21 protein-coding genes are annotated in these 22,402 nt (G+C 72.4%); 8 read left to right on the top strand and 13 right to left on the bottom strand.

All coding sequences use genetic code 11. The annotated features are described in order from the left end of the window. Positions 1–63 precede the first annotated feature (63 nt). From ACZ5TL_RS11010 to ACZ5TL_RS10985, 6 genes are all read right to left on the bottom strand, one after another. Complete coding sequence (locus ACZ5TL_RS11010) at positions 64–810, bottom strand: endonuclease/exonuclease/phosphatase family protein (RefSeq protein WP_468589111.1); 747 nt, start codon at positions 808–810, stop codon at positions 64–66. Between the two features lie 105 nt (positions 811–915). After that, positions 916–1,869 (bottom strand): ROK family glucokinase, encoded by a 954-nt coding sequence (locus ACZ5TL_RS11005; RefSeq protein ID WP_468589110.1) that lies wholly within the window; start codon positions 1,867–1,869, stop codon positions 916–918. A gap of 133 nt (positions 1,870–2,002) precedes the next feature. Next, positions 2,003–2,503: a DUF5304 domain-containing protein gene (locus tag ACZ5TL_RS11000; protein WP_468589108.1), complete on the bottom strand. Its 501-nt coding sequence runs from the start codon at positions 2,501–2,503 to the stop codon at positions 2,003–2,005. A gap of 94 nt (positions 2,504–2,597) precedes the next feature. Then, positions 2,598–3,782, bottom strand: coding sequence for an ArsA family ATPase (locus tag ACZ5TL_RS10995; protein WP_468589107.1), 1,185 nt, complete (start codon positions 3,780–3,782; stop codon positions 2,598–2,600). A 104-nt stretch (positions 3,783–3,886) separates the two neighbouring features. Then, positions 3,887–4,324, bottom strand: coding sequence for an SRPBCC family protein (locus ACZ5TL_RS10990; protein ID WP_468589106.1), 438 nt, complete (start codon positions 4,322–4,324; stop codon positions 3,887–3,889). A 108-nt stretch (positions 4,325–4,432) separates the two neighbouring features. Next, complete coding sequence (locus ACZ5TL_RS10985) at positions 4,433–5,230, bottom strand: metallophosphoesterase family protein (RefSeq protein ID WP_468589105.1); 798 nt, start codon at positions 5,228–5,230, stop codon at positions 4,433–4,435. Positions 5,231–5,527: 297 nt separating this feature from the next. Between ACZ5TL_RS10985 and ACZ5TL_RS10980 the strand changes: the two genes are divergently transcribed. Continuing rightward, complete coding sequence (locus tag ACZ5TL_RS10980; RefSeq protein ID WP_468589104.1) at positions 5,528–7,324, top strand: AMP-dependent synthetase/ligase; 1,797 nt, start codon at positions 5,528–5,530, stop codon at positions 7,322–7,324. 19 nt (positions 7,325–7,343) lie between these two features. Here the strand turns inward: ACZ5TL_RS10980 and ACZ5TL_RS10975 are convergent, their stop codons facing one another. Continuing rightward, positions 7,344–8,981: a GMC oxidoreductase gene (locus ACZ5TL_RS10975; protein ID WP_468589103.1), complete on the bottom strand. Its 1,638-nt coding sequence runs from the start codon at positions 8,979–8,981 to the stop codon at positions 7,344–7,346. 114 nt (positions 8,982–9,095) lie between these two features. Then, the gene (locus ACZ5TL_RS10970) at positions 9,096–10,238 is read right to left on the bottom strand and encodes a glycosyltransferase family 4 protein (protein ID WP_468589102.1); all 1,143 of its coding nucleotides are present in this window, start codon (positions 10,236–10,238) and stop codon (positions 9,096–9,098) included. Positions 10,239–10,356: 118 nt separating this feature from the next. Here ACZ5TL_RS10970 and ACZ5TL_RS10965 point away from each other — a divergent pair, with 118 nt between their 5' ends. After that, the gene (locus ACZ5TL_RS10965) at positions 10,357–11,592 is read left to right on the top strand and encodes a glycosyltransferase 87 family protein (RefSeq protein ID WP_468589100.1); all 1,236 of its coding nucleotides are present in this window, start codon (positions 10,357–10,359) and stop codon (positions 11,590–11,592) included. Between the two features lie 204 nt (positions 11,593–11,796). Here the strand turns inward: ACZ5TL_RS10965 and ACZ5TL_RS10960 are convergent, their stop codons facing one another. From ACZ5TL_RS10960 to ACZ5TL_RS10940, 5 genes are all read right to left on the bottom strand, one after another. Then, positions 11,797–12,981 (bottom strand): hypothetical protein, encoded by a 1,185-nt coding sequence (locus ACZ5TL_RS10960; RefSeq protein ID WP_468589099.1) that lies wholly within the window; start codon positions 12,979–12,981, stop codon positions 11,797–11,799. A 33-nt stretch (positions 12,982–13,014) separates the two neighbouring features. Beyond that, on the bottom strand, positions 13,015–14,028 hold the full coding sequence (locus ACZ5TL_RS10955; RefSeq protein WP_468589097.1) for a C40 family peptidase: 1,014 nt from the start codon (positions 14,026–14,028) through the stop codon (positions 13,015–13,017). Between the two features lie 246 nt (positions 14,029–14,274). Beyond that, complete coding sequence (locus tag ACZ5TL_RS10950) at positions 14,275–15,315, bottom strand: C40 family peptidase (RefSeq protein WP_468589095.1); 1,041 nt, start codon at positions 15,313–15,315, stop codon at positions 14,275–14,277. A gap of 244 nt (positions 15,316–15,559) precedes the next feature. Beyond that, complete coding sequence (locus ACZ5TL_RS10945; protein ID WP_468589094.1) at positions 15,560–16,909, bottom strand: NYN domain-containing protein; 1,350 nt, start codon at positions 16,907–16,909, stop codon at positions 15,560–15,562. Positions 16,910–16,946: 37 nt separating this feature from the next. Beyond that, positions 16,947–17,186, bottom strand: coding sequence for a hypothetical protein (locus ACZ5TL_RS10940; protein WP_010048941.1), 240 nt, complete (start codon positions 17,184–17,186; stop codon positions 16,947–16,949). A gap of 159 nt (positions 17,187–17,345) precedes the next feature. Between ACZ5TL_RS10940 and ACZ5TL_RS10935 the strand changes: the two genes are divergently transcribed. From ACZ5TL_RS10935 to ACZ5TL_RS10910, 6 genes are all read left to right on the top strand, one after another. Next, complete coding sequence (locus tag ACZ5TL_RS10935; RefSeq protein ID WP_468589092.1) at positions 17,346–18,098, top strand: rhomboid family intramembrane serine protease; 753 nt, start codon at positions 17,346–17,348, stop codon at positions 18,096–18,098. Next, a complete protein-coding gene (locus ACZ5TL_RS10930) occupies positions 18,095–18,376 on the top strand; it encodes an Lrp/AsnC family transcriptional regulator (RefSeq protein ID WP_097216160.1) in 282 nt (93 codons plus the stop codon). The genes ACZ5TL_RS10935 and ACZ5TL_RS10930 overlap by 4 nt, the downstream gene beginning before the upstream one ends. A gap of 102 nt (positions 18,377–18,478) precedes the next feature. After that, complete coding sequence (locus ACZ5TL_RS10925) at positions 18,479–18,811, top strand: small secreted hydrophilic protein (protein WP_468589091.1); 333 nt, start codon at positions 18,479–18,481, stop codon at positions 18,809–18,811. Next, positions 18,735–20,261, top strand: coding sequence for a sensor histidine kinase (locus ACZ5TL_RS10920; protein WP_468589542.1), 1,527 nt, complete (start codon positions 18,735–18,737; stop codon positions 20,259–20,261). Before ACZ5TL_RS10925 ends, ACZ5TL_RS10920 begins: the two co-directional genes overlap by 77 nt. Beyond that, positions 20,258–20,923: a response regulator transcription factor gene (locus tag ACZ5TL_RS10915; protein WP_468589090.1), complete on the top strand. Its 666-nt coding sequence runs from the start codon at positions 20,258–20,260 to the stop codon at positions 20,921–20,923. The genes ACZ5TL_RS10920 and ACZ5TL_RS10915 overlap by 4 nt, the downstream gene beginning before the upstream one ends. A gap of 57 nt (positions 20,924–20,980) precedes the next feature. Then, on the top strand, positions 20,981–22,396 hold the full coding sequence (locus ACZ5TL_RS10910; RefSeq protein WP_468589089.1) for an SLC13 family permease: 1,416 nt from the start codon (positions 20,981–20,983) through the stop codon (positions 22,394–22,396). Positions 22,397–22,402 lie beyond the last annotated feature (6 nt).

Raw genomic sequence — 22,402 nt, 5'->3', positions numbered from 1 at the left:
ACGCCCCCAGGCGGAATCCCGGCCGCCCAAAAGGCCGACGCCCCCAGGCAGGGATGCCGTCGGCTAAGAGGCCGGAATTCTGAGGGCAGCCAGGACCGGCAGGTGGTCCGTGGCCGCCCTCAGGTCCGCGTCGGTCACCCCCGGCTGCCCGGACGGCACGCCGCAGCCCAGCACCTCGACGCCCTGGGTCGCGAAGATCGCGTCGATGCGCTGGTAGGGGTCGCTGGGGGTCCAGGTGTGCTCGCCGCCCCAGGGGGCCGCGGCCCGGCAGTCGGTCAGGCCGTCGGCGAGCCGGCGGAAGGCCGGGCCGTCGGGGCGTTCGTTGAGGTCACCGCCCGCGACCGCGTGCTCAACGCCCAGGGCGGCGAGCCGGTCCAGGAGCATGCCGGCCTGATCGTGGCGCTCGTCCTTCTGGAGCGACAGGTGACAGCTGAGGACTCCGAGGCGGACGCCGGCGAAGCGGACGACCGCGGTGGCGAAGCCGCGGCGGTGCAGGCCGGGAGTGAGGGGCAGGAGAACGTCCTCGGTGCGTTCGGCACTCGCCCGGAGCGAGCAGAGGATCGCCGGTCCGGCGGCCGTGGCCCCGCCCGTGAGGATCGTCAGGCCGGATGCGTGGGCCAGGCGGGCGAGTTTCTTGCGCCAGCGGAAGAAGCGGGGGGCCTCCTGGACGAGGACCAGGTCGGGGGCGCAGGCGCGGATGACACGGGCCAGGGCGTCGGTGTCGTCGCGCATCGAGCGGATGTTGTAGCTCAGGACCCTGATGACCGCGGAACCGTCAGGTTCGCTACGCGAGTTGGGGAGCAGCGACATGTGATCAATTTACGCCCGATGGCTCGGGACGCGGGGATGTGCGCGAGCGCCAGTCGTTCGCGGCTGGTTCGCACACATCCCCGCGCCCCCGGAAGAGACAGGGCGTCACATGATCGGGTCGGGTTCCCTCACCAGGTCCGCCGCGCCCACCAGACCTGCTTTGTTGCCCAGTTCCGCCGCTCGGACCTCCGCCACCGGACGCCAGTTGCCGCCCACCAGCCAGCGCTTGTAGGACTTGCGGATCGGGCCCAGGACCAGTTCGCCCTCGTCGGAGAGGCCGCCGCCGACGATGAACGCGGAGGGGTCGAAGAGGGACGCGAGGTCGGCGAGGCCCGCGCCGACCCAGCGGGCCAGTTCGCGGTAGGAGTCGACGGCCACCCGGTCGCCCTGGCGGGCGGCCATGGAGATGTGCTTGCCCTCGATGCCGTCGGGCGTGCCGTCGCCGAGGCCGAGGAGGATCTCGGCGTTCTCGGGGGTGGCGTTGGCACGCTGCATGGCGTAGCGGACGAGCGCGCGGCCGGAGGCGTACTGCTCCCAGCAGCCCTGGGATCCGCAGCCGCACAGCAGGCCGTCCGGCACCATGCGGATGTGGCCGAACTCGGCTGCCACGCCGAAGTGCCCGCGGCGCAGCTTGTTGCCGATGATGATGCCGCCGCCGAGGCCGGTGCCCAGCGTGATGCAGATGACGTTGCGGTGGCCCTTGCCCGCGCCGAACTTGTACTCGCCCCACGCTGCGGCGTTCGCGTCGTTCTCGACGACCACCGGGAGACCCACACGGGCCTCGACCTTGTCCTTGAGCGGCTCGTTGCGCCAGTGGATGTTGGGCGCGAAGTAGACCTCGGAGCGCTGCCGGTTGACGTAGCCGGCGGCGCCGATGCCCACGCCGACGATGTCGTGTCCGACGCGTGCGCCTTCCACGGCCGAGGCGATGGCGTCCACGATGCCCTCGGGCGTGCCCGGGGTCGGCACCTTGTGGGTCGAGAGGATGTTGCCTTCCTCATCGACCACGCCGGCCGCGATCTTCGTGCCGCCGATGTCGACGCCGATGGTGAGTCCCATGAATCCCTCAGTTTCGGTCGAGCCCCGCTACGGCCCACGGTACCCGAGGCCCTGCCGTCGGGTTCGCCGTCGTCCGTACGCTGGGCAGGACCGGCGGCGGCACGCCGGGGGCCGCTCGTCCCGGGCCGGGGGCTCAGTCCAGGTCGATGCGCTCGCCGGGGCCGTCGTCGTCGCCGCGGTCCCGGCGTTCGTCCTGGTCACGGGGGTCGCCGTCGGTGCCGCGACTGGTCCAGCGCTGCTCCTGTGCCTGGACGGCGGAGCGGTAGGCGGCGAGCAGTTCGTTCCCGGCCGCGGCCAGGTGGTCGAAGACGTCCGGGTTGCGTTCGATGACGGGTTCCACGGCGGCCTTGGCCTGCTGGACGGCCTGCTGGACGGCCTGCTGCGCGGCGGGGCCCGCGACCGCGCCGAACAGTGGGGACTGCATGCCGGACAGCTTGTCCGCGACCGCGTCGACGAGCTTCTTCAGTTCCTCGGCCGCGGAGGCCGGGGGCGGGCCGTACCGGTCGCGGTGGCGGGCCTTCTCCGCCTCGAGGTCCTCGGCACACGCGGTCGACCAGGCGTCGGCGTCGGCCGCCCGCGCCTCGTCCACGGCCTCTTCGCGGGCGGCGTCGAACGGCGGGGGCTCTTCGCTCATGACGGGCTCCTGACTACGGTTCGTCCCTACGACGTTACCCGAACGGCCCCGGAGGGTTCACGGGCCCGCGCGGCCCATGTTCCGCCGCGCTGCCTCACCGGGCCTGCGGCCAGAGCTTCGGGTCGGGCACGAAGCGGATGCGCAGCTCGCCCTCGCGCAGGGCGGCCCCGTCGACGGTGCAGCGGCGCAGGACGGAGGGCAGCGGGACGATCCGGCGCAACCCTCCCGCCGTGACGGCGAGTTCGTCGCCGCGCCGGACCAGGTCCAGCTCCTCGCGTATCGCTCCGGGCAGGGGGATGTGCCAGACGAGCACCCCGTCCTCGCCGAGCCCGTCGGTCACGGGCCACTCGACCGGGGCGGCCGGGATATCCGGGATGTCCGGGCCGGCGCCGGGCACGGCGAGGGCGGTGAGATCGTCGGTGCCGCGCGGGTCGCGGCCGAGGTGGGCGACCGTGCGGACGTCGTACGACTCCCGCCACTCCTCCAGTGTCTTGCGCTGCTGGGCGACCGGGCCGGCCAGCCAGGTGTCCGCTGAGGCCTCGGGCAGGACGCGGTTGGCGACCACGACATCGGTGCGCAGGCCGCGCAGGGCGAGTCCGAGGCGCGCGTGGCGCAGGGCGTCGGCGCCGGCCGGACCGGGCTCGGCGACCAGGCGTACGACGGTGTCGCGGTCGGCGACGACGGCCTCGACGGCGGCCAGGTCCACGTCCCGGCGGGCCGCCGTCTCGTACAGCCACTCGGCGGGCATGGGGACTCCGGCGAGCCGGCCCAGGACGGGGCGCAGGGCGCGGGCGGCCTGCCGCTCGGGCGGGAGCAGGCGGCGCAGGTAGCGGCGGAGTTCCCCGGGCAGGGCGAGGAGGGTGAGGGCCTGCGGGGCCGGGGGCAGGTCGACGACGAGGAGGTCGTACTCCTCCGACAGCGCGGCGTCCCGCAGGGCGCGCAGCAGGGCGAGTTCCGCCGCCCCGGGGAGGGGAGTGAGTTCCTCGGGGTCGAGGCGGGAGGCGCCGAGGAGGTCCAGGGCGGAGGCGGCGCGGTCCTGGAGGGTGGTGAGGTCCTCGCGGAAATCCTGGTCCGGGTCGGGGCGCCAGGCGGTGAGGCACGGGGCGGCCTCGCCCGGGACCGGGCCGGTCGGGACGCCGAGGGCGGCACCGAGGGTGTCCGTACGGTCGGTGCCGAGGACGAGGGTGCGGGTGCCCTCGGCCGCCGCGGCCAGGGCGGTCGCGGCCGCGAGGGTGGTACGACCGCTGCCGCCGGGGCCGGTGATCAGGATGGTGCGCATGGGGATGAACGGTAACCGAGCCGCCCTCGGGGGCGCGGGGCTGTGCGTACCCGCGGCCGGGCACGACGCCCCGCACCGGGGCCGCCGCGCGAACCCCCGGCCGGTCAGGCCGACTCGACCCTCTTCTTCAGGCCCGCCAGCGCCCGGTCGATGATGACCTTCTCGGCCTTCCGCTTGATCATCCCCAGCATCGGGATCTTGACGTCGACGGTCAGCACGTACGTCACCTCCGTGCCGCCGGCGCCGGACGGCTTGAGGAGGTAGGAGCCGTCCAGGGAACGGAGCATCTGGGACTTCACCAGCGTCCAGGACACCTCCTGTTCGCCGGTCCAGGTGTATGCGAGCACCTGGTCGTCCTTGATCGCGCCCGCGTCCATGACGAGGCGGACCTGCTCGGCGCGGCCCCGCTCGTCGGTCTTGAGGACTTCCGCCTCCTTCACCTCACCCGTCCAGTCCGGGTAGCGGGCGAAGTCGGAGATGACCGCCATGACATCGGCCGGGGCCGCCTCGATGGTGATGCTCGAGCTGGTGTGTTCCGCCATCGCCGTGGCTCCTCCAGATGCGGGCCGGTAAGACGTCGTCGTGCGCACGTGCGTGCAGCGTGAAGGCTACCGCGCACGGGACCGGGCGATCTCACCCGACCTGGGACCTCACCATTCCAGCACCCACGGCGTGCCGGTCCCCGCGAAGTGCCCCACGTTCACACACTCGGTCGCCCCGATCCGCATCCGCCGCACCAGCGGCTGGTGCACGTGTCCGAAGAGGGAGTAGCGGGGGCGCGTGCGACGGATGGCCTCCAGCAGGGCCCGGCTGCCGCGCTCGAAGCGGCGCGCGACGGTGTCGTAGACCAGCTCGGGAACCTCCGGCGGGATGTGTGTGCACAGCACGTCGACCTCGCCCACGGCCTCGATCTTTGCCGCGTACTCCTCGTCGCTGACCTCGTACGGCGTCCGCATCGGCGTGCGCAGACCACCGCCGACGAAGCCGAAGACCCGGCCGGCTATCTCCACGCGCTGGCCGTCGAGGACGGTCGTGCCGGGGGTGGCGTACTCCCGCCACAGAGGCGGCATGTCGACGTTTCCGTAGGTCGCGTACGTAGGTGTGGGGAACGCGGCGAACAACTCGGCGTACTGCTTGCGCACCGCCTTCTCGATCACCGCGGCGCGGTCCTCGCCCACCCCGGCCCACAGCCGCGCGCCGAACTCCCGGGCCTCCTCGAAGCGCCGTGCGGTGCGCAGCGCGACGATCCGGTCGGCGTTCTCGACACCGAACAGGTCGGGGAAGATGCCGCGTGAGTGGTCGGCGTAGTCGAGGAAGAGGACGAGGTCGCCCAGGCAGATCAGGGCGTCGGCGCCCTCGCCGGCCCTGGCCAGGTCACGGGCGTTGCCGTGCACGTCGCTGATCACGTGTACGCGCGTCCTGCGGGTTCCGGCTGGTGTGGGTGCCATGACGATCAAGGGTAGGTCGAGCGCCGCAGTTGTGAACAGTGGCGGCCCTACCTGCGGTTACTGGCCAGTGATTTAGTGGTTGGACTACTGTGCGCGAAGGAATACCCCACTGTGTGACGCAGCGAACATCTCGACGGGACCCCCTGTCGTAGAAGCCATACCGGCGGGTAACGTCCGGGCAGTCCAGTCGTGCTCTGCATTTCAACAAGCGAATGCCTGAGTACCCGCCCGAGCCTTGGACCGCACCGTCGCAGCACACACCGTCGTGGCGCCGGCGCCCTATGAGGAGCAGCAGTTTTGCGCGAGTTCAGCCTTCCGGCCTTGTACGAGGTCCCGTCGGACGGAAATCTGACCGACATCGTCCGCAGAAACGCCGCGCAGCACCCGGACGTCGCCGTCATCGCCCGCAAGATCGGCGGCAGCTGGCAGGACGTCACGGCCACCACCTTCCTCGCCGAGGTGCGCACGGCGGCGAAGGGGCTGATCGCCGCCGGGGTCCAGCCGGGCGACCGGGTGGGCCTGATGTCCCGCACCCGCTACGAGTGGACGCTGCTGGACTTCGCGATCTGGAGCGCGGGCGCGGTGACCGTGCCGGTGTACGAGACGAGCTCGCCCGAGCAGGTGCAGTGGATCCTCGGTGACTCGGGCGCGACCGCCTGCATCGTGGAGTCGGACGCCCACACGGCCGCCGTCGAGTCGGTGCGCGACCGGCTGCCGGAGCTGAAACACGTGTGGCAGATCGAGGGCGGCGGCCTCGACGAGCTGGGCCGGCTCGGCCAGGACGTCACGGACGAGACGGTCGAGGCGCGCAGCTCGATCGCCCGGGCCGACGACCCGGCGACCATCGTCTACACCTCCGGCACCACGGGCCGCCCCAAGGGCTGTGTCCTCACCCACCGCAACTTCTTCGCGGACTGCGGGAACGTCGTGGAGCGCCTGCGCCCCCTGTTCCGCACCGGCGAGTGCTCGGTCCTGCTCTTCCTGCCGCTGGCGCACGTCTTCGGCCGGCTGGTGCAGATCGCCCCGATGATGGCGCCGATCAAGCTGGGCTGTGTCCCGGACATCAAGAACCTCACCGACGAGCTGGCCGCGTTCCGCCCGACGCTGATCCTCGGTGTGCCGCGGGTCTTCGAGAAGGTCTACAACTCGGCGCGCGCCAAGGCCCAGGCCGACGGCAAGGGCAAGATCTTCGACAAGGCCGCCGACACGGCGATCGCGTACAGCGAGGCCCTGGACACCCCCTCGGGCCCGTCGCTCGGCCTGAGGATCAAGCACAAGACCTTCGACAAGCTCGTCTACAGCAAGCTGCGCGCGGTCCTCGGCGGTCGCGGCGAGTACGCGATCTCCGGGGGCGCCCCGCTGGGCGAGCGGCTGGGTCACTTCTTCCGCGGCATCGGCTTCACCGTCCTGGAGGGCTACGGCCTGACCGAGTCCTGCGCTCCCACCGCCTTCAACCCCTGGGACCGCCAGAAGATCGGCACGGTCGGCCAGCCGCTGCCCGGTTCGGTGATCCGGATCGCCGACGACGGCGAGGTGCTGCTGCACGGAGAGCACATCTTCAAGGAGTACTGGAACAACCCCGGCGCGACCGCGGAGGCGCTGGCCGACGGCTGGTTCCACACGGGTGACATCGGCACCCTCGACGAGGACGGCTACCTCAGTATCACCGGCCGCAAGAAGGAGATCATCGTCACCGCGGGCGGCAAGAACGTCGCCCCGGCCGTGATCGAGGACCGCATCCGGGCGCACGCGCTGGTCGCGGAGTGCATGGTGGTGGGCGACGGACGGCCGTTCGTGGGCGCGTTGGTCACCATCGACGAGGAGTTCCTGGGCCGTTGGTGCTCCGACCACGGCAAGCCGGCGGGTTCCACCGCGGCGTCGCTGTGCGAGGACCCGGACCTGCTGGCCGCGATCCAGGCGGCGATCGACGACGGCAACGCCGCGGTGTCGAAGGCGGAATCGGTACGGAAGTTCCGCATCCTGTCCTCCCAGTTCACGGAGGAGTCGGGCCACCTGACCCCCTCGCTGAAGCTGAAGCGGAACGTGGTGGCGAAGGACTACGCGCACGAGATCGAGTCGATCTACGCGAAGTAGTACAGCCTCTGCGCAAGGGTCATGGCGCGGTGTCCTCGGCGAGGACCCGCGCCATCGTGCGTTCGGCGAGCGCGGTGATGGTGACGAAGGGGTTCACCCCGAGCGACCCGGGCACCAGCGAACCGTCGGTGACGTACAGCCTGGGGTAGCCCTTCACCCGCCCGTAGTCGTCCGTGGCCCGGCCCAGCACGCAGCCGCCCAGCGGGTGGTAGGTGAAGTCGTCGGCGAAGACCTTGCTCCTCGCCCCGAACAGGTCGTACCGGTAGATCGTCGCGTTGGCCGCGTTGATCCGGTCGAACAGCTTCTTGGCCATGGCGACGGAGACCGCGCTGTGGGCGGCCGTCCAGCCGAGCCGCAGCGCCCCCGAGCCGGTGTCGTAGGAGAACGACGCCCGCTCCGGGTTGCGGGTGATCGCCAGGTAGAGGCTCACCCAGTGCTCCAGGCCCGTCGGCAGCGGGGCGATCTCCGCGAACACCGGGTTGGAGGCGTTGGCCCAGTCGTCGATGCCCATGACCGGCATGGTCGACTGGTGGGCGCCGACCGTGTCCCAGAGGTGGTTGGCCCGGCCGAGCATCACGTTGCCGTTGGTGCCCCAGCCGGCGCCGACGCTCGCGTCGAGGTCGGGCAGGGTGCCCGTCTCCCGTGCGCGCAGCAGCAGTTCGGTGGTGCCGAGGCTGCCGCCGCCGAGGAAGAGGTACGTGCAGCCGTACTCCTTGGTCGCGACGACCCGGCCGGTCTCGTCGATGCGGTCGGCGGTCAGGACGTAGCCGCCGTCCGGCGCTCTGCCGATCGCGCGCACCTTCTCCAGGGTGTGGAGGGTGACGTTGCCGGTGCCGAGGGCGGCGGCGAGGTAGGTCTTGTCGAGGCTGCGCTTGCCGTGGTTGTTGCCGTAGATGACCTCGCCCGCGAGCGCCGACTTCGGGGCGGTGCCGGCCGCCTCGCGCCGCATGTGGCCGAAGTCGTAGACGCTCGGCACGAAGGTGGTCCGCAGGCCGGCCTTCTCGGCGTGGCTGCGGGAGACGCGGGTGAAGCGGTACCAGTCCGTCGACTCGAACCAGGCGGGGTCGACGGTGTTGACGCCGAGGGCGGCACGGGCGCGCGGGAAGTACGTGCCGTACATCTCGTCGGCGTCGACGGTGGGGAACTGCTCGGCGAAGTACGCCCGGGGCGGGGTGACCGCCATGCTCCCGTTGACCAGGGAGCCGCCGCCGACGCCGCGGCCGACGTAGACGGACATGTGGTCGAAGTGGACGCGGTCCAGGACGCCCGGGTGGCGGCCGATGTCCCGGTTGACGACGTCCAGCCAGAGGAAGGAGCCGAGGGGGGCCTCGGTGCGGGTGCGGAACCACATGGAGCGGTGGTCGGGGGCGCTGGTGGTGCAGAAGACCTTGCCGTCGGGGCCGGGGGTGTTCCAGAGGCGGCCCATCTCGATGACGACCGTGCGGATACCGGCCCGGCCGAGGCGGAGGGCGGCGACCGCGCCGCCGTAGCCGGAGCCGATGACGACGGCGGGGGCGGTGTCGACTGCGTCGGGCTGGGCGGCTCGGGCGCTTTCGAGGCCGATACGGGTGAAGCCGAGGGTGGCCGCTGTTTGCAGGGCCGCCATGCCCAGAATTCGACGTCTTGTCAGGTGACGATGTGTCAGGTTTGCTGTCATGGGCGCAGCATCGGCGGTATTCGGGGTTCCGCCTAGTGGGATGCCGCTTGATCGTTGGGGGCGGGTGCGGGTCGTCCGTGGCCTGCCGCGCGGTTCCCCGCGCCCCCGGCTGCCCTACAGCAAGCTCTTGAGGTGCTCAGCGAGCAGGTCCCAGCGCCACTTCTCCTCGACCCATGCGCGGCCCCGCTCCCCCATCCGGCGACGCAGCTCGGCGTCTTTGAGGAGCGTGGTGATCCGGTCGGCGGCGTCCTTGGGGGAGCCGCCGCGCACCACCCAGCCGGTCTCCCCGTCCAGGACCGCGTCCGGCGCACCCCCCGAGTCGCCCGCGACGACCGGCAGGCCCGTCGCGGAGGCCTCCAGGTAGACGATGCCGAGGCCCTCGACGTCCAGGCCGCCGCGCCGGGTCCGGCAGGGCATGGCGAAGACGTCACCGGCGCCGTAGTGGGCGGGCAGTTCGGACCAGGGGACGGGGCCGGTGAAGCGTACGGCGGGGGCGACGCCGGTCTCCCGGGCGAGCCGCCGCAGGTCCTTCTCGTACGGGCCGCCCCCGACGATCAGCAGCACGGTGTCCGGCTCGGCGGCCAGGATGCGGGGCATGGCCCGGATCAGGGTGTCCTGTCCCTTGCGCCGGACGAGCCGGGAGACGCAGACCACCACCGGCCGGTCCGTCAGGCCGAGGCGGGCCCGCACCTCGTCGCCGCCCGATCCGGGGTGGAACGTCTTCTCGTCCACCCCGGGCGGCAGCTGCGCCATGCGGGCGGCCGCCGCGGGCGTCAGTGCGGAGGCGATCCGCGAGCGCGTGTACTCGCCGAGGTAGGTGATCGTGTCCGTGGAGTCCCCGATCCGGCGCAGCAGCTGCCGCGCGGCGGGCAGCTGGGCCCAGCCGGCCTCGTGTCCGTGCGTGGTGGCCACCAGCCGCTCGGCGCCCGCGCCGCGCAGCGCCGGGGCCATCAGGCCGAGCGGGGCCGCGGCCCCGAACCACACCGAGGTGCACCCGTGCTCCCGCAGCAGCCCGACGGCCCGCCGGGTGGCGCCCGGCGTCGGCAGCAGCATGGTCGTAGGGTCGCGTACGACGGTGAAGGGCTGCTCGGCGTCGAAGGAGCGGGTCGCCTCGACACCCTCCCGGCTCCGCTTCCAGGTCGACGCGTAGACGACCAGCCGCTGCGGGTCCAGCCGGAGCGCCATGTTGTGCAGGAACGCCTGGATGCCACCGGGCCGGGGCGGGAAGTCGTTGGTCACGATCAGGGTCTTGCGCACGCCGCCGACCCTATCGAACCGCACCTCACAGCCCCGCGCGGCAGCACGTATGGCACCCTCACAGGCGGCGGGCCCATCATGGCCCCATCATCACGGCACGCGAACGGGCAGGGATCACGTGAAGACGACGGACTCGAGGTGGTCCCTGGCATGGCTGCCGGTGGTCTGGTGTCTCACGAGGCTGGTGCTGCTGCTGTTCGTGCTGAAGGTGTACGTCTTCCCGGGCCCGGACGTCACAAGCGACGTGCACGTGATCTACCAGGGCTGGTACGACGTCCTGCGCACCGGGTCGTTCCCGCTCGGCGATGTCACCTGGCAGTACCCGCCCGCCGCCGCCCTGGCGATCCTCTCCCCCGGCCTGCTGCCGTTCCTGGACTACGCCACCGCCTTCTTCGTCCTGGTCTGCGTCACCGACCTGGCGGTGCTGGCCCTCATGGCGTACGCGGGGCGCCGCCCGGGCCGGTCACCGCGCGGCGCCTGGGTGTGGGTGATCGGCGTACCGCTGCTCGGGCCGACGGTGTACGCCCGCTACGACGTGATGGTCACGGCGGTGGCGATGGCCGCGCTGCTCGCGGGCGCCCGGCACCCGAGGACCATGGGGGCCCTGGCGGCCTTCGGCGCACTGCTGAAGGTCTGGCCGGCCATGCTGCTGCTGGCCGCCCGCCGCCGCAGCGCCTGGGTGTCGGCCCTGGTGACCGGCATCGCGGTGACGGGCCTGTTCGCCCTGGCCGTGCCGGGGGCGTTCGCGTTCCTGACGTTCCAGCGGGACCGGGGCACCGAGGTGGAGTCGCTGGGCGCGCTGGTCTTCCATGTCGCCCGGCACTTCGGCTGGCAGGGCGAGGTGAAGCTGAACTACGGCTCGATCGAGTTCCTCGGGCCGTACGTGAGCGAGGTGAGCACGGGTGCGCTGTTCCTCACGGGGGCGGCCTTCGGCTGGCTGGTGCTGTGGCGGCTGCTGGCCCGGCGCTTCGAGGAGCACACGCTCGCCGACGCGGCCTTCGTGGCGGTGCTGATGTTCACCACCACCAGCCGTGTGATCAGCCCGCAGTACATGGTGTGGCTGGTCGGGCTGGCGGCGGTGTGCCTGTACTTCCCGGGGAGCCGGATGCGGCTGCCGGTCGTGCTGGTGCTGGTGGCGTGCTTCGTGACGGTGCTGGAGTTCCCGCTCTACTTCGGCAACGTGGTGGCCAGCGACGGTCTCGGTATCACCCTGCTGTTCCTGCGCAACGGCCTGCTGGTGGCGGCCGCCCTCATCGCGGCCCGTGCCCTGTGGCGCGCGACGGTCCCGCGCACGCTGCCCGCTCCCGTGCCCCCTCAGCCCGCCCGCGCCGACGAGACCCGCGTCTCCTCCTGAGCCGGAGCCCGCCGGAACACCACCCCCACCGGCACGCACTGCACCACCGTGGCCGGCGCCGGCGCGAGGCACACCCCGGGCAGCCCCGGCTCCGTCGGTTCCGCCAGGGCATGCTCCGGGTCGCCCGGGCGACGGGCGAGGCGGAACGGGCCTGGCTGCGGGAGGCCATCGAGCGGCGGGACCGGGCGGGGTGGGGCTGCCCGGTCAGCCCAGCTGGGCCCGCAGGGAGTCCCGCCACTCCCGGGTGAACGCCTCCGGCGTCGTCCCCAGGACCTCTCGCATCGCGTCCTGCACCGCCCCGGCCCGCTTCTCGTGCTCCCCGACGGCCCGGTAGAACTCGCCCAGCCGGTCCTCGCCCCAGCGGTCGGCGATCAGCCGGCACGCCGTCCAGCCGCTCTCGTAGGCCCGGGCCAGGCGGCTCGCGTCGCCGGTGAAGCCGAAGTCCTTGTCGTCCGGGAGGGCGGCCGGGACCTGGCCCCGGCTCACCGCGCGGGACAGCTCCGGTGCCGCCTCGGAGGGCGGGCGGTCGGCGGCGCGGTAGCCGACCCAGTCGGCGTACCCCTCGGACAGCCACAGGGGCGTGGCGGCGCCGGTGTGGGCGCGGGTGGCGACATGGGTGGCCTCGTGGGTGACGACGACCTGCTCGCCGAGGCTGCCGAGGAGGGCGAACGCGTCCGGGTTGACGATGATCCGGTCGGCCGGCGCCCGGGCCGGTGCGCCCGTCTCGCCGGTGGTGACGGCCGCGATGCCCCGGTAGGAGGAGGCGGGCGAGCCAAGGAGCCCGGCCATCCCCTCCAGCGACTTCGGTACGACCAGGACGACCCGCCGGCTCCAGTCGGTGCCCCACGCGTCCGACACGGCGGGCACCGCACGGTCGGCCAGGGCGGCGAAGTCGCGCAGTGACCGCCCGGACCGGCCGACGCCGAGGACGAGGCTGCGCTGCCCGCGGACGAGGTGCACGGTCCCCTGGTCCCACAGCTGCTGCGCGGCCTTCCTGGCGGGCCGCTCGGTGTCGACGGTCCACCGCCCGTCCGCGTCCCGGCTCAGCCGCAGGGTACGCGGGGCGGTCACCGGTCCCCGGTCGTACCCGGCGACGCGGTAGCGCAACTCGGCGTCGGCGGTGGCCGTGTCGCCGGCGCGGCGCAGGCCGGTCACGCGGTACGACCAGGCGGCCAGGGGCACCGCGCGCAGATCGGCGAAATCCACCCCGGCGCCGGTGCGTTCGTAGGCCCGCTCGTCACGGTCGAGGACCGCGGCGGCCCGCCGGTCCAGAAGCCGCTGGACGTCGGCCGCGGCACGGTCGGTCGCGGACGGCCCGCCGCACCCGACCAGGCCGGCGAGCAGCACGACGAGCGCCACCAGCGCGGACCCCGACCTTCGACCAGCCACGTTCCCGATCGTACGGGCGCCGGGCCGCCCTGGTCAGACCCTGGTGACCGACGAGACGGGCATCATCCCGACCGGGTCGTAGCGCACGGGGGCGCCGGGGTAGGGCGCGTGGATGACCTGGCCGTTGCCCATGTACATCCCGACATGGCTGGCGTCGGACCGGTAGACCACCAGGTCACCGGGGCGGGCCTCGGACAGCGGCACCTGCCGGCCGGCGTGCCGCTGCGCCTGCGAGGTGCGTGGCAGGGAAACCCCGGCCTGCGCGTACGACCACTGCATCAGGCCCGAACAGTCGAAGCCGGTGGGCCCGTTGGCGCCCCAGACGTAGGGCTTGCCGAGGGCGCTGCGGGCGGCGGCGACGGCAGCGGCCCCGCGTCCCGAGGCCGCGGTGGCGCCGCCGAGGTCGGGCGCGCCGGCGCGGCCGGAGCGGGAGGCCCGGCCGTAGGCGTCACGTTCGGCGTCCGGCAGGGAGTCGAGCAGCCGCTTGGCCATGGCGAGCTTCCGCTCGACGGTCCTCTTGTGGGCGGCGACGGCCTTGCGGCTCTTCTCCAGCTCGCGGAGCTTGTCCGCGGCCTCCTCGCGGTCCTGGGCGAGTTCGCGCATGGCGTCCTGGAGCTCCTTCAGTTCACCGGCCTGGTGGGCGGTGAGGCGGTCGAGCCGGGAGGCCTGGTCGAGGTAGTCGTCCGGGTCGTCGGAGAACAGCAGGGCAAGGGACGGATCGATGCCGCCCGAGCGGTACTGGGCACCGGCGAGCGAACCGAGCGACTCCCGCACGGAGTTGACGCGCTGCTGCTGCCGGGCGATCCGGTCCCGGGCGGTGCCGGCCTCCCGGCGCAGGTGGCCGGCGCGCTCGTCGGCCTCGTTGTAGGCCTCGGTCGCCTTCTCGGCCTGCTCGTAGAGGCGGTCCACCGTGGCCCGGGTGTCGTCGTACGGTGCGGCCACGGCGGGTACCGCGCCCAGGGCGGCGGCCGCGGCGGACAGGAAGCCGACCGCGGCACTGGTGCCCCGGTCGAACCCGGACGGTGCAAAGCGGCGATGGGACCCCACAGGAAGCCGCTCTCCTCTCCACTGGAGACCACTGACGGATGTGGAAACGCGGCAGACAGTAGCCCCGCGGGAGGGGGCCGCCAACGACCATCCGTGGGTATGCGGCACGACGCCCCGCCGCTGACGCAGGTCACCGGCGGGGCGTGGGCTCATTCAGGACTGGCGCGATTCGCCCGAACGGCGGACACGGTGTCCTGGTCTTGAGGACGTCGAGGGGGTTTCCGGGGGTTACCCCAGGGGCTGGGGTCAGACCCGGACGCCGAACATGAAGGGGCCGCCGATGGTGTTCATCGACTCGTAGCGGACGACCGTGCCGGTGCGCGGGGCGTGGATGATCTGCCCGTTGCCGGCGTAGAGGCCGACGTGGTGCAGGTCGTTGAAGAAGAAGACCAGGTCACCGACCTTGAGCTGGCTGACCGAGTAGATCTTGGTGCCGGCTCCGGTCTGGGCCTCGGAGGTGCGCGGGATCTGCACGCCGGCGGCGGCGTAGGCCCGTGAGGTGAGGCCGGAGCAGTCGTAAGAGCTCATGCCGGTGGCGCCGTAGACGTAGGGCTTGCCGAGCTGGCTCTGGGCGAAGGAGAAGGCGGCGGCGGCACGGCCCGAGCCGGGCGGGACGTCGACGGTGAGGGCGTCGCGCTCGGCGGCCCGGCTGGCGCGGTTCTCCTCCTCCTTGAGCTGTGCCTTCTCGGCGGCGGTGAGGGTGTTGAGCAGCTTCTGCGCGGAGGAGAGCTTGCCCTGGACTTCCTTCTTCTTCTTGCCGAGTTCGGTGCGGGTGGAGGCGAGGTCCTTGAGCTTCTCGGAGGCCTCGGCGCGCTGCTGGGCGAGTTCGCGCTGCTTCTCCTGGACCTTCTTCAGCGCCTCGACCTGCTGGCTGCTCAACTGGTCGAGCGTGGAGGCCTTGTCGAGGTAGTCGTCCGGGTTCGAGGAGAGGAAGAGCTGGACCGAGGGGTCGATGGAGCCGGTGCGGTACTGCGACGCGGCGGCGAGGCCCAGGCTGTCGCGCAGCTCGTTGAGCTCCTCCTGGCCGCGGGCGACGTTGTCCTGGATGGTGGAGATCTCCTTCTGGAGCTTCTCCTGCTTCTCCTTGGCCCCGTTGTACTTCTCGGTGGCGTGCTCGGCCTCCTCGTAGAGCTTGTCGACCTTGGCCTTGACCTCGTCCTTGCTCGGCTTCTCACTGGGAGCCGCGTTGGCGGCCTGCGAGCTGAAGGCGACGGCAGCGGCGGCGGCGGTGGTCAGCACGGTCACACGTGCGCGGCTGGGCTGCTTCGGACGACGGTGGGACGCCACGGGTGAAAGCTCCTTCTGGCTCCTCCGCCGTCTCTCCCGATGAGTGATCACCCGAGCGGAGGTTCGGCCCGACCCTAGTGACCTTCCTGTGATCAGTTCAAATCCTCAGATGAAAAATCGCGTCACGGTAGGCCAACTTTTCCCCGGGACTCACCAGCGGTGCGCCCCAGCTGACGTAACGTGACCCACAGACCTCATCAATTCGGGCATCACGCCCGGAGGTTACGTATGGTGCGTACGTCCCCTAGGGCCGCGAAAGGCGCTTGAGGAGCATCGCCGAGGCCACCGGCCGGGCACCCGCGCGGGCCACGCCGTCGGCGACCTCGCGGTCGGTGGAGGCCACGATGACCGGGCGGCCCGGCGGTTCGGCGCGCACCAGCTGGCGGATCAGCTCGTCGGCGGTGACGCCCGGCTTCGAGAAGAGCACCCGGACCCCGCGCGGCGGCGCCAGCAGCACCGGCGCGGCCAGCTCGGCCCCGTCGAAGACGCAGGTGACCTCCGCACCGCTCTGCGCGGCCAGTTGGGAGAGCTGCCCGAGCAGCCTCAGGCGCTGCTTCTCCAGCGGCATCTGCGGATAGCCGGTCTTGGTGACGTTGTAGCCGTCGACGACCAGATGGGCCTGCGGCAGCGCGAGCAGCTGGTCGAGGACCTGCGGGTCGTTCTCGGACAGGGCGCGGGCGGCGATGTCCTTGGGGCTCATCCGGCCCGGCTCGACGGCGTCCACGGTCTCGGCGGGCCGCACCGACACCGGCGGCAGGGCCAGCTCGCGCCGGAGCCCCTGGGTGGCGTCCAGCAGGGTGTCCAGCAGCAGCCGCACCCGCATGTCCTCGACGCTGCGGCCCTCGCGCGCCGCCCGGCGCGCCGCCTCCAGGGCGGCCTCGGTCTCCCCGAGCCGGGCCTTGAGCCGCCGGGTCTCGCTCTCGGCGGCGGACACCTGGGCCTGCCCCTCGGCGCGGACGGCCTCGATCTCGCCGTGCGCCTTGCGCAGGGCGGCCTCGCCGCGCTTGACGTCGCTGAGGGCGGCGCGGAGCTTGCGGTGCGCCGACTCGGCTTCCTTCTTGGCCGATTCCAGCTCCGCGCGCAGCCGCTCGGTCTCGGTCCGGGTGTGGTCACGGGCCCGGTCGAGTTCGGCGCGCAGCCGCTCCAGCTCGGCCCGGTTCTCCTCGTCGGCGCGCTCGGCGTCGGCCCGCTGGGCCTCCTCGCCGGCCGCGGTCACCAGCTTCACCCAGCCGGCGGGCCGCAGCACGTAGGCCGCGGCCGCCACGTCGAGCGGGTCCGCGGCCGGGGGCGGGGAGCCTGAGTCGAGGGCGCCGGTGAGCTCCGGCTGGGCCTCTCTGAGCTTCTCCCCGATGCGCTGCCGGAACAGCGGGTCGGTCTCCAGCGCCGCGGCCATGGCGTTGCCGGCGAACTTGGCTCGCCGGTTCGGGGCGAAGCGGGCGAACTGCCGTAGCTGTGCGGGCAGCTCGCCGACCGTCAGCGAGCCGAAGCCATCGGAGACGATCTGCACGACCCTGCGGCGCACGCCGTCGGGCAGCGGACGGTCGAGCACCTCGGCGGCGCCGTCGCCCGGCCCCCCGCCTGTGGTCTCCGCCATCCGTCACACCCCAATGTCTGTGCGGGGCCCGCTCCCCTCAGGAGCCGGCGCCCGGCCTGTCCACGAGTTCCACCTGGTCCACCGCGTTGCACCAGCGGCAGCGCACCGACTCGATGGTCTCACTGAGCACCTCGCGCTCCTCGACCTTCGGCTCTCCGGCCAGGTCCAGGTGGACGTACTCCACGACCTTCGACGAGCGGGTCACGTCGAACCTCGTGAGGTTGCCGCAGAGGGTGCAGCGCCACCGCGTCGAGGCGGTCGGCAGGGGAACCGTCATCGTGACCTGTTCTCTTTCCTTCTAGTGTCCGTGACGCGACCGGCATCCCCGGTGCGTGTGGCACGTAACCCTACGGCCTGGCGGGTCGTCGCCGCCCGCGCGTCCACGGCGGCGAGGCGGTCTGTGCGGTTGCGTCCGGTTACGTCATGCTCTGTGTTCATGATCAGCAAGTGGACTGCGTCGATCGCCCGGGCCGGCAGATCGGTCAGGGGATCGTCGGCGCCGGTGACGTACTCCCTGATCGCCCTGTGCTGCCTGGTCTTCCTGGCCGGACCCGGCTCGGGACTGAATCCGGCGTACGGCTCGGGCGACGAGCTGCTCGCCGCGCAGCGGGCCTACTTCCGGCGCTGGGGCGTGATCCCCGCAGACCTGTTCGAAGGGTCCGGGGGGTCGGCTCTCACCCCGGCGACAGCGCTCTTCGTCCACGGCAGCTGGGTGCACCTGCTCGGCAACATGCTCTTCCTCTACGTCTTCGGCGCGATGACCGAGGAACGGATGGGCCGGGTGCGGTTCACCCTGTTCTACGTCGGCTGCGGCTACCTGGCCCTGCTGGGCTACGCCGTCGCCAACGCGGACTCCGGGCAGTCCCTGGTCGGTGCCTCGGGGGCCATCTCGGCCGTCCTCGGCGCGTTCCTGTACCTGTTCCCCCGCGCCCGGGTGACCAGTCTCCTGCCGTTCCTCTTCTTCCTGCCGGTGCGCTTCCCGGCATGGATCGTGCTGCCGTTCTGGGCGGCCCTGCAGTGGCTGGCCGCGGGGCGGGCCTCGGACGGGCCGGGGGTGGCCTACCTCGCCCACCTGATCGGATTCGCGCTCGGCTTCGGCTACGCGTCGGTCCGCTACGGCCGCCCGACCAGCCCCACTAGAGTGAAGGCCGCCCCTGCTCCGGCCCCCGAGGGAGAGAACCAGCCGTGATCACCGCGATCGTCCTCATCAAGACCAGCGTGGACCGGATCCCCGAGATCGCCGAGTCGATCGCGGCGCTGGACAGCGTCAGCGAGGTCTTCTCCGTCACCGGCACCTACGACCTGATCGCGATGGTCCGGGTGAAGCAGCACGAGGACCTGGCCGAGGTCATCCCGGGCCGCATCAGCAAGATCCCCGGGGTGGAGGGGACGGACACGCACGTGGCGTTCCGCACCTACTCCCAGCACGACCTGGAGGCGGCGTTCTCGATCGGGCTGGACAACTAGCGCCGGGACGCCAGGACCGTCCGGCCCGCGCCGGTCCCGGATGAAGAGTTCTTCATCCGGGGTTCATCCTGCTTCCCGGGTTCCGTCCGCAGGATCGGGCTCATGGTCTTCTCTCGCCGGATGGCGGCCCTGTCCGCCGTCGTGCTGATCCCGCTGGGCATCGCCGCGACCAGCTACGCCCTCGCGGACCGCCCCGCCTCGCCCAGGGTGCCCTCCCAGCGGGTGGAGCTGGACACCGCCTCGCCCACGCCCACCTCCGCGCCCGATCCCACCCCGAAGCCCACGCCGTCCGGCTCCACGCCGGGCGACGAGGTCGTCTCCCGGCCTGCGGTGACCGACAGCTCAGCGAGTGACGATGATGACGACGACAGCGGCGGCCGGGGCGACGCGGACGACGGGCCGGGCGACGACGACGGCCCCGGATCCGACAACTGACACCGGCCGCCGGCGGCTCTCCGCCCGGGTCCGGATCCTGTTGTGGCTGCTGCTGGTGATGGCCCTCGCGCTCGCCTCGGTGGCCATGACCACGCGCTCCTTCCTCCTGCGGGACGTCGACAACCGGATCAACCGGCTGCTCACCCAGGAGACCGGCGAGTTCGCCAACTTCGAGGAGCGGGGCGGAGATCCCCGGACGGGCCGCCCGTTCTCCGACGCGGACCGGCTGCTGACGGTGTTCCTGGAGCGGCAGTACCCCGACGCGGACGAGGAGCTGATCGGCCTGGTCGGCCGGGCGGGCGGAGCACCCCGGCAGATCCGCCAGCCGCACGACCTGCCCGTCGCCCTGCCCCTGCACGAGGACCCCGGGGCCCGCCGCCGTGTCTTCGACTCACCCCGCTCCTCCGGTGTGCTGCGGCGGCCGCAGGGCGAGATCCGCTGGGCGAAGGTCACCGTGGCCCGGCCGGGCCGGGAACCGGACGCCGCGTTCGTCGTCGCCTTCCACCCGGAGCGCGAGCAGGCCCGCGTGAACGACGTGTTCCGCACCCTGCTCGTCATCTCCGGGGTCGCCCTGCTGCTGACCGTCGGGATCGCCTGGGCGGTCGCCGGGCGGATCCTCGAACCGGTGCGGGTGGTGCGCCTCGCGGCCGCTCAGCTCACCGAGCAGGACCTCACCCGCCGGATCCCGGTGCACGGCAACGACGACATAGCGGCTCTCGCCGAGACGTTCAACGGCATGCTCGACCGGCTGGAGCGGGCCTTCGCCGCGCAGCGCGAGTTCGTCGACGACGCCGGCCACGAGCTGCGTACCCCCATCACCATCGTGCGCGGCCATCTGGAGCTGATGGGCGGTGCCGAAGAGAACGCAGCCGAGCGCGAGGAGACGGTCCGGCTGGTCACCGACGAGCTGGACCGGATGAGCCGCATCGTCGAGGACCTGCTGCTGCTCGCCAAGGCCGAACGCCCTGACTTCGTCTCCCCCGAGCCTTTCCAGGTCGCCGAGCTCACCGCCGACGTCTACGTCAAGGCCCGCACCCTGGGCGACCGCGACTGGCAGCTCGCCGAGGTCGCCGATCTGGAGGCCGAGCTGGATCCGCAGCGGATCACCCAGGCCATGGTGCAGCTCGCGCAGAACGCGGTGCAGCACACCACGGCCGGACAGACCATCCGCATCGGCTCCCGCACCGACGGCCCGCGTCTGGAGCTGTACGTGGCCGACTCCGGGCCCGGTGTGCAGCCCCAGGACACCGAGGTGATCTTCGAGCGGTTCCGGCGCGGCACGGCCCGCCGCGGCGCCCGGGGCTCCGGCGCCGGACTCGGACTGTCCATCGTCAAGGCGATCGCCGAGGGCCACCGGGGGCACGTACGGCTCCGCGACACCCCCGGGGGCGGCGCCACCTTCGCCCTCGTCCTGCACGCACCCCGGGCACCGGAAGGGGACCCCACGTGAACCGCATCCTCATCGTCGAGGACGAGGAACGCATCGCCTCCTTCGTGGAGAAGGGCCTGCGTTCCAACGGCTTCACCACGACCGTCGTCACCGACGGCGACGTGGGCCACGAGTACGCCCTGACCGGCGGCTTCGACCTCGTCGTCCTGGACATCGGGCTGCCCGGACGGGACGGTTTCACGATCCTGCGGGAGCTGCGCGAGGCGCGGGTGTCGGTGCCGGTGATCGTGCTGACCGCGCGGGACTCCGTACGGGACACGGTGGCCGGGCTCGAGGGCGGCGCCGACGACTGGATGACCAAGCCGTTCCGCTTCGAGGAACTGCTGGCCCGGGTGCGGCTGAGGCTCCGCACGGCGGCGCGGGCGCCGGAGGTGACGGTGCTCAGGTCGGGCTCCCTGAGCCTGGACCTGCGCACGCGCCGGGCGCGCTCCGGGGAGCGGACGGTCGACCTGACGGCCCGTGAGTTCGTGCTGCTGGAACTGTTCCTCCGGCATCCCGGGCAGGTGCTGTCACGGGAGCAGATCCTGTCCCATGTGTGGGGGTACGACTTCGACCCCGGGTCCAACATCGTGGACGTGTACGTGCGCACGCTGCGGAAGAAGCTGGGGGCCCAGCGGGTGGAGACGGTACGGGGGATGGGGTACCGGCTGCCCGCCGGGTGAAGTTCCCTTCATGTCCGGCTCATCGGAGGCTCACCCCCGGGATGAACCCTCGATGACGTGACAGGGAACCCACGAGCTCTCACCGCCCTCTGCGTGGCGCTGTCGCTGTGCGCCCTGCTGGCGAGCCCCGGGAACTTCCCGGGGCTCGGGGGCGACGCCCGGTTCACGCTCGTCGTGTTCGCGCTGGCCACCTGCGCCTGGATCTGGACGCCGGTCGACGACACCTGCATCGCCCTGGGCGCCGGGCTCGCGCTCACGGTGACCGGGGTGATCAGCGTCGACACCCTGTTCGGGACGCTCGGGGACGCCACGGTCTGGCTGCTCATCTGCGCGTTCGTGCTGGCGGCTGCGGTGAGCCGGACCGGGCTCGCGGGGCGGGCGGCGGTGTTCCTGGTCGGTGGGGCACGCACCGTGCGGCAGCTCGTGCACCTGACGACGGCCGCCCTGGTCGTCACGGCGTTCGCGGTGCCCGCCACCTCCGGCCGGGCCGCGCTCGCTCTGCCGGTGTTCCTCGCGCTCGCCCAGGTCCTGGCCGACCGGAAGCGACTGGTCGTGATGCTGGCGCTGCTGTTCCCGACCGTGATCCTGCTGTCGGCGGTGGCGACCCTGATCGGCGCGGGCGCGCATCTGATCACCGTGTCGGTGCTGTGGGAGACGACCGGGCAGCACATCGGCTTCACGCAGTGGCTGCTGCTGGGCCTGCCGCTGGCCGTGGCCTCCTCCCACCTGGCCGCCGAACTGGTCCTGCTGACGACGACCCGGCGCGCGGACCGCACCGGCCCGGTCCGCATCACCCCCGAGCAGCTCCAGGAGCACAGCGAGCAGCCGGTCACCGGCCCCTGGAGCCAGGCCGAGAAGCGCTGCGCGCTGCTGCTGGCCACCGTGATCGTCCTGTGGTGCGGTGAGCCGCTGCACCGCGTGCCGCCGGCCCTGGTCGCGCTGATCGGCGCGGTCACCGCCTCCTCGCCCGTCCTCGGCACCGTACGCCTGAAGGACGCGCTGAGGACCGTCCCCTGGTCACTGCTGCTGTTCATGGCGGCGACGATGGCGATGGGCGTCGCGCTCGCCGACTCGGGCGCGGCGGGGTGGCTGGTGTCCGGACTGCCGGCGAACGACTCCCCGGTGGTGTTCCTGGCCGTCGTGATCGCCGTCAGCACGGCGGCCCATCTGGTCCTGCAGTCCCGCTCGGCCCGCTCGTCGGTCCTGGTCCCGCTGGTGGTGGCCGCCGCCGTCGGCGTCGGGGTCAACCCGGTCGCCGCCGCCCTCGCCTCCACCGCCGCCGCGGGCTTCTGCCACACCCTGCCCGCCTCGGCCAAGCCGGTCACGCTCTTCGCACGGATCCCCGGCACCCCCACCTACGCCCCGCGCGACCTGCTGCGGCTGTCCGCCGTCCTGGGACCGCTGACCGCCGCGCTCGTCCTGCTCTTCGCCGTCGCGGTGTGGCCGCTGCTCGGCGTGTCCGTCACCCGTTGAGGAGCC

The organism is Streptomyces sp. NPDC033136 (genome assembly GCF_055578235.1).
Note: the sequence above shows the minus strand (reverse complement) of the source record. Positions and strands in the feature narration are given on the sequence as shown.

Excerpts from the sequence above, each read along its gene's own strand:
- ACZ5TL_RS10995 (WP_468589107.1), bottom strand. The coding sequence starts at position 3,782 with ATGCGCACCATCCTGATCACCGGCCCCGGCGGCAGCGGTCGTACCACC.
- ACZ5TL_RS11010 (WP_468589111.1), bottom strand. The coding sequence starts at position 810 with ATGTCGCTGCTCCCCAACTCGCGTAGCGAACCTGACGGTTCCGCGGTC.
- ACZ5TL_RS10945 (WP_468589094.1), bottom strand. The coding sequence starts at position 16,909 with ATGGCGGAGACCACAGGCGGGGGGCCGGGCGACGGCGCCGCCGAGGTG.
- ACZ5TL_RS11000 (WP_468589108.1), bottom strand. The coding sequence starts at position 2,503 with ATGAGCGAAGAGCCCCCGCCGTTCGACGCCGCCCGCGAAGAGGCCGTG.
- ACZ5TL_RS10975 (WP_468589103.1), bottom strand. The coding sequence starts at position 8,981 with ATGACAGCAAACCTGACACATCGTCACCTGACAAGACGTCGAATTCTG.
- ACZ5TL_RS10935 (WP_468589092.1), top strand. The coding sequence starts at position 17,346 with ATGATCAGCAAGTGGACTGCGTCGATCGCCCGGGCCGGCAGATCGGTC.
- ACZ5TL_RS10940 (WP_010048941.1), bottom strand. The coding sequence starts at position 17,186 with ATGACGGTTCCCCTGCCGACCGCCTCGACGCGGTGGCGCTGCACCCTC.
- ACZ5TL_RS11005 (WP_468589110.1), bottom strand. The coding sequence starts at position 1,869 with ATGGGACTCACCATCGGCGTCGACATCGGCGGCACGAAGATCGCGGCC.
- ACZ5TL_RS10990 (WP_468589106.1), bottom strand. The coding sequence starts at position 4,324 with ATGGCGGAACACACCAGCTCGAGCATCACCATCGAGGCGGCCCCGGCC.
- ACZ5TL_RS10985 (WP_468589105.1), bottom strand. The coding sequence starts at position 5,230 with ATGGCACCCACACCAGCCGGAACCCGCAGGACGCGCGTACACGTGATC.
- ACZ5TL_RS10925 (WP_468589091.1), top strand. The coding sequence starts at position 18,479 with ATGGTCTTCTCTCGCCGGATGGCGGCCCTGTCCGCCGTCGTGCTGATC.
- ACZ5TL_RS10920 (WP_468589542.1), top strand. The coding sequence starts at position 18,735 with ATGACGACGACAGCGGCGGCCGGGGCGACGCGGACGACGGGCCGGGCG.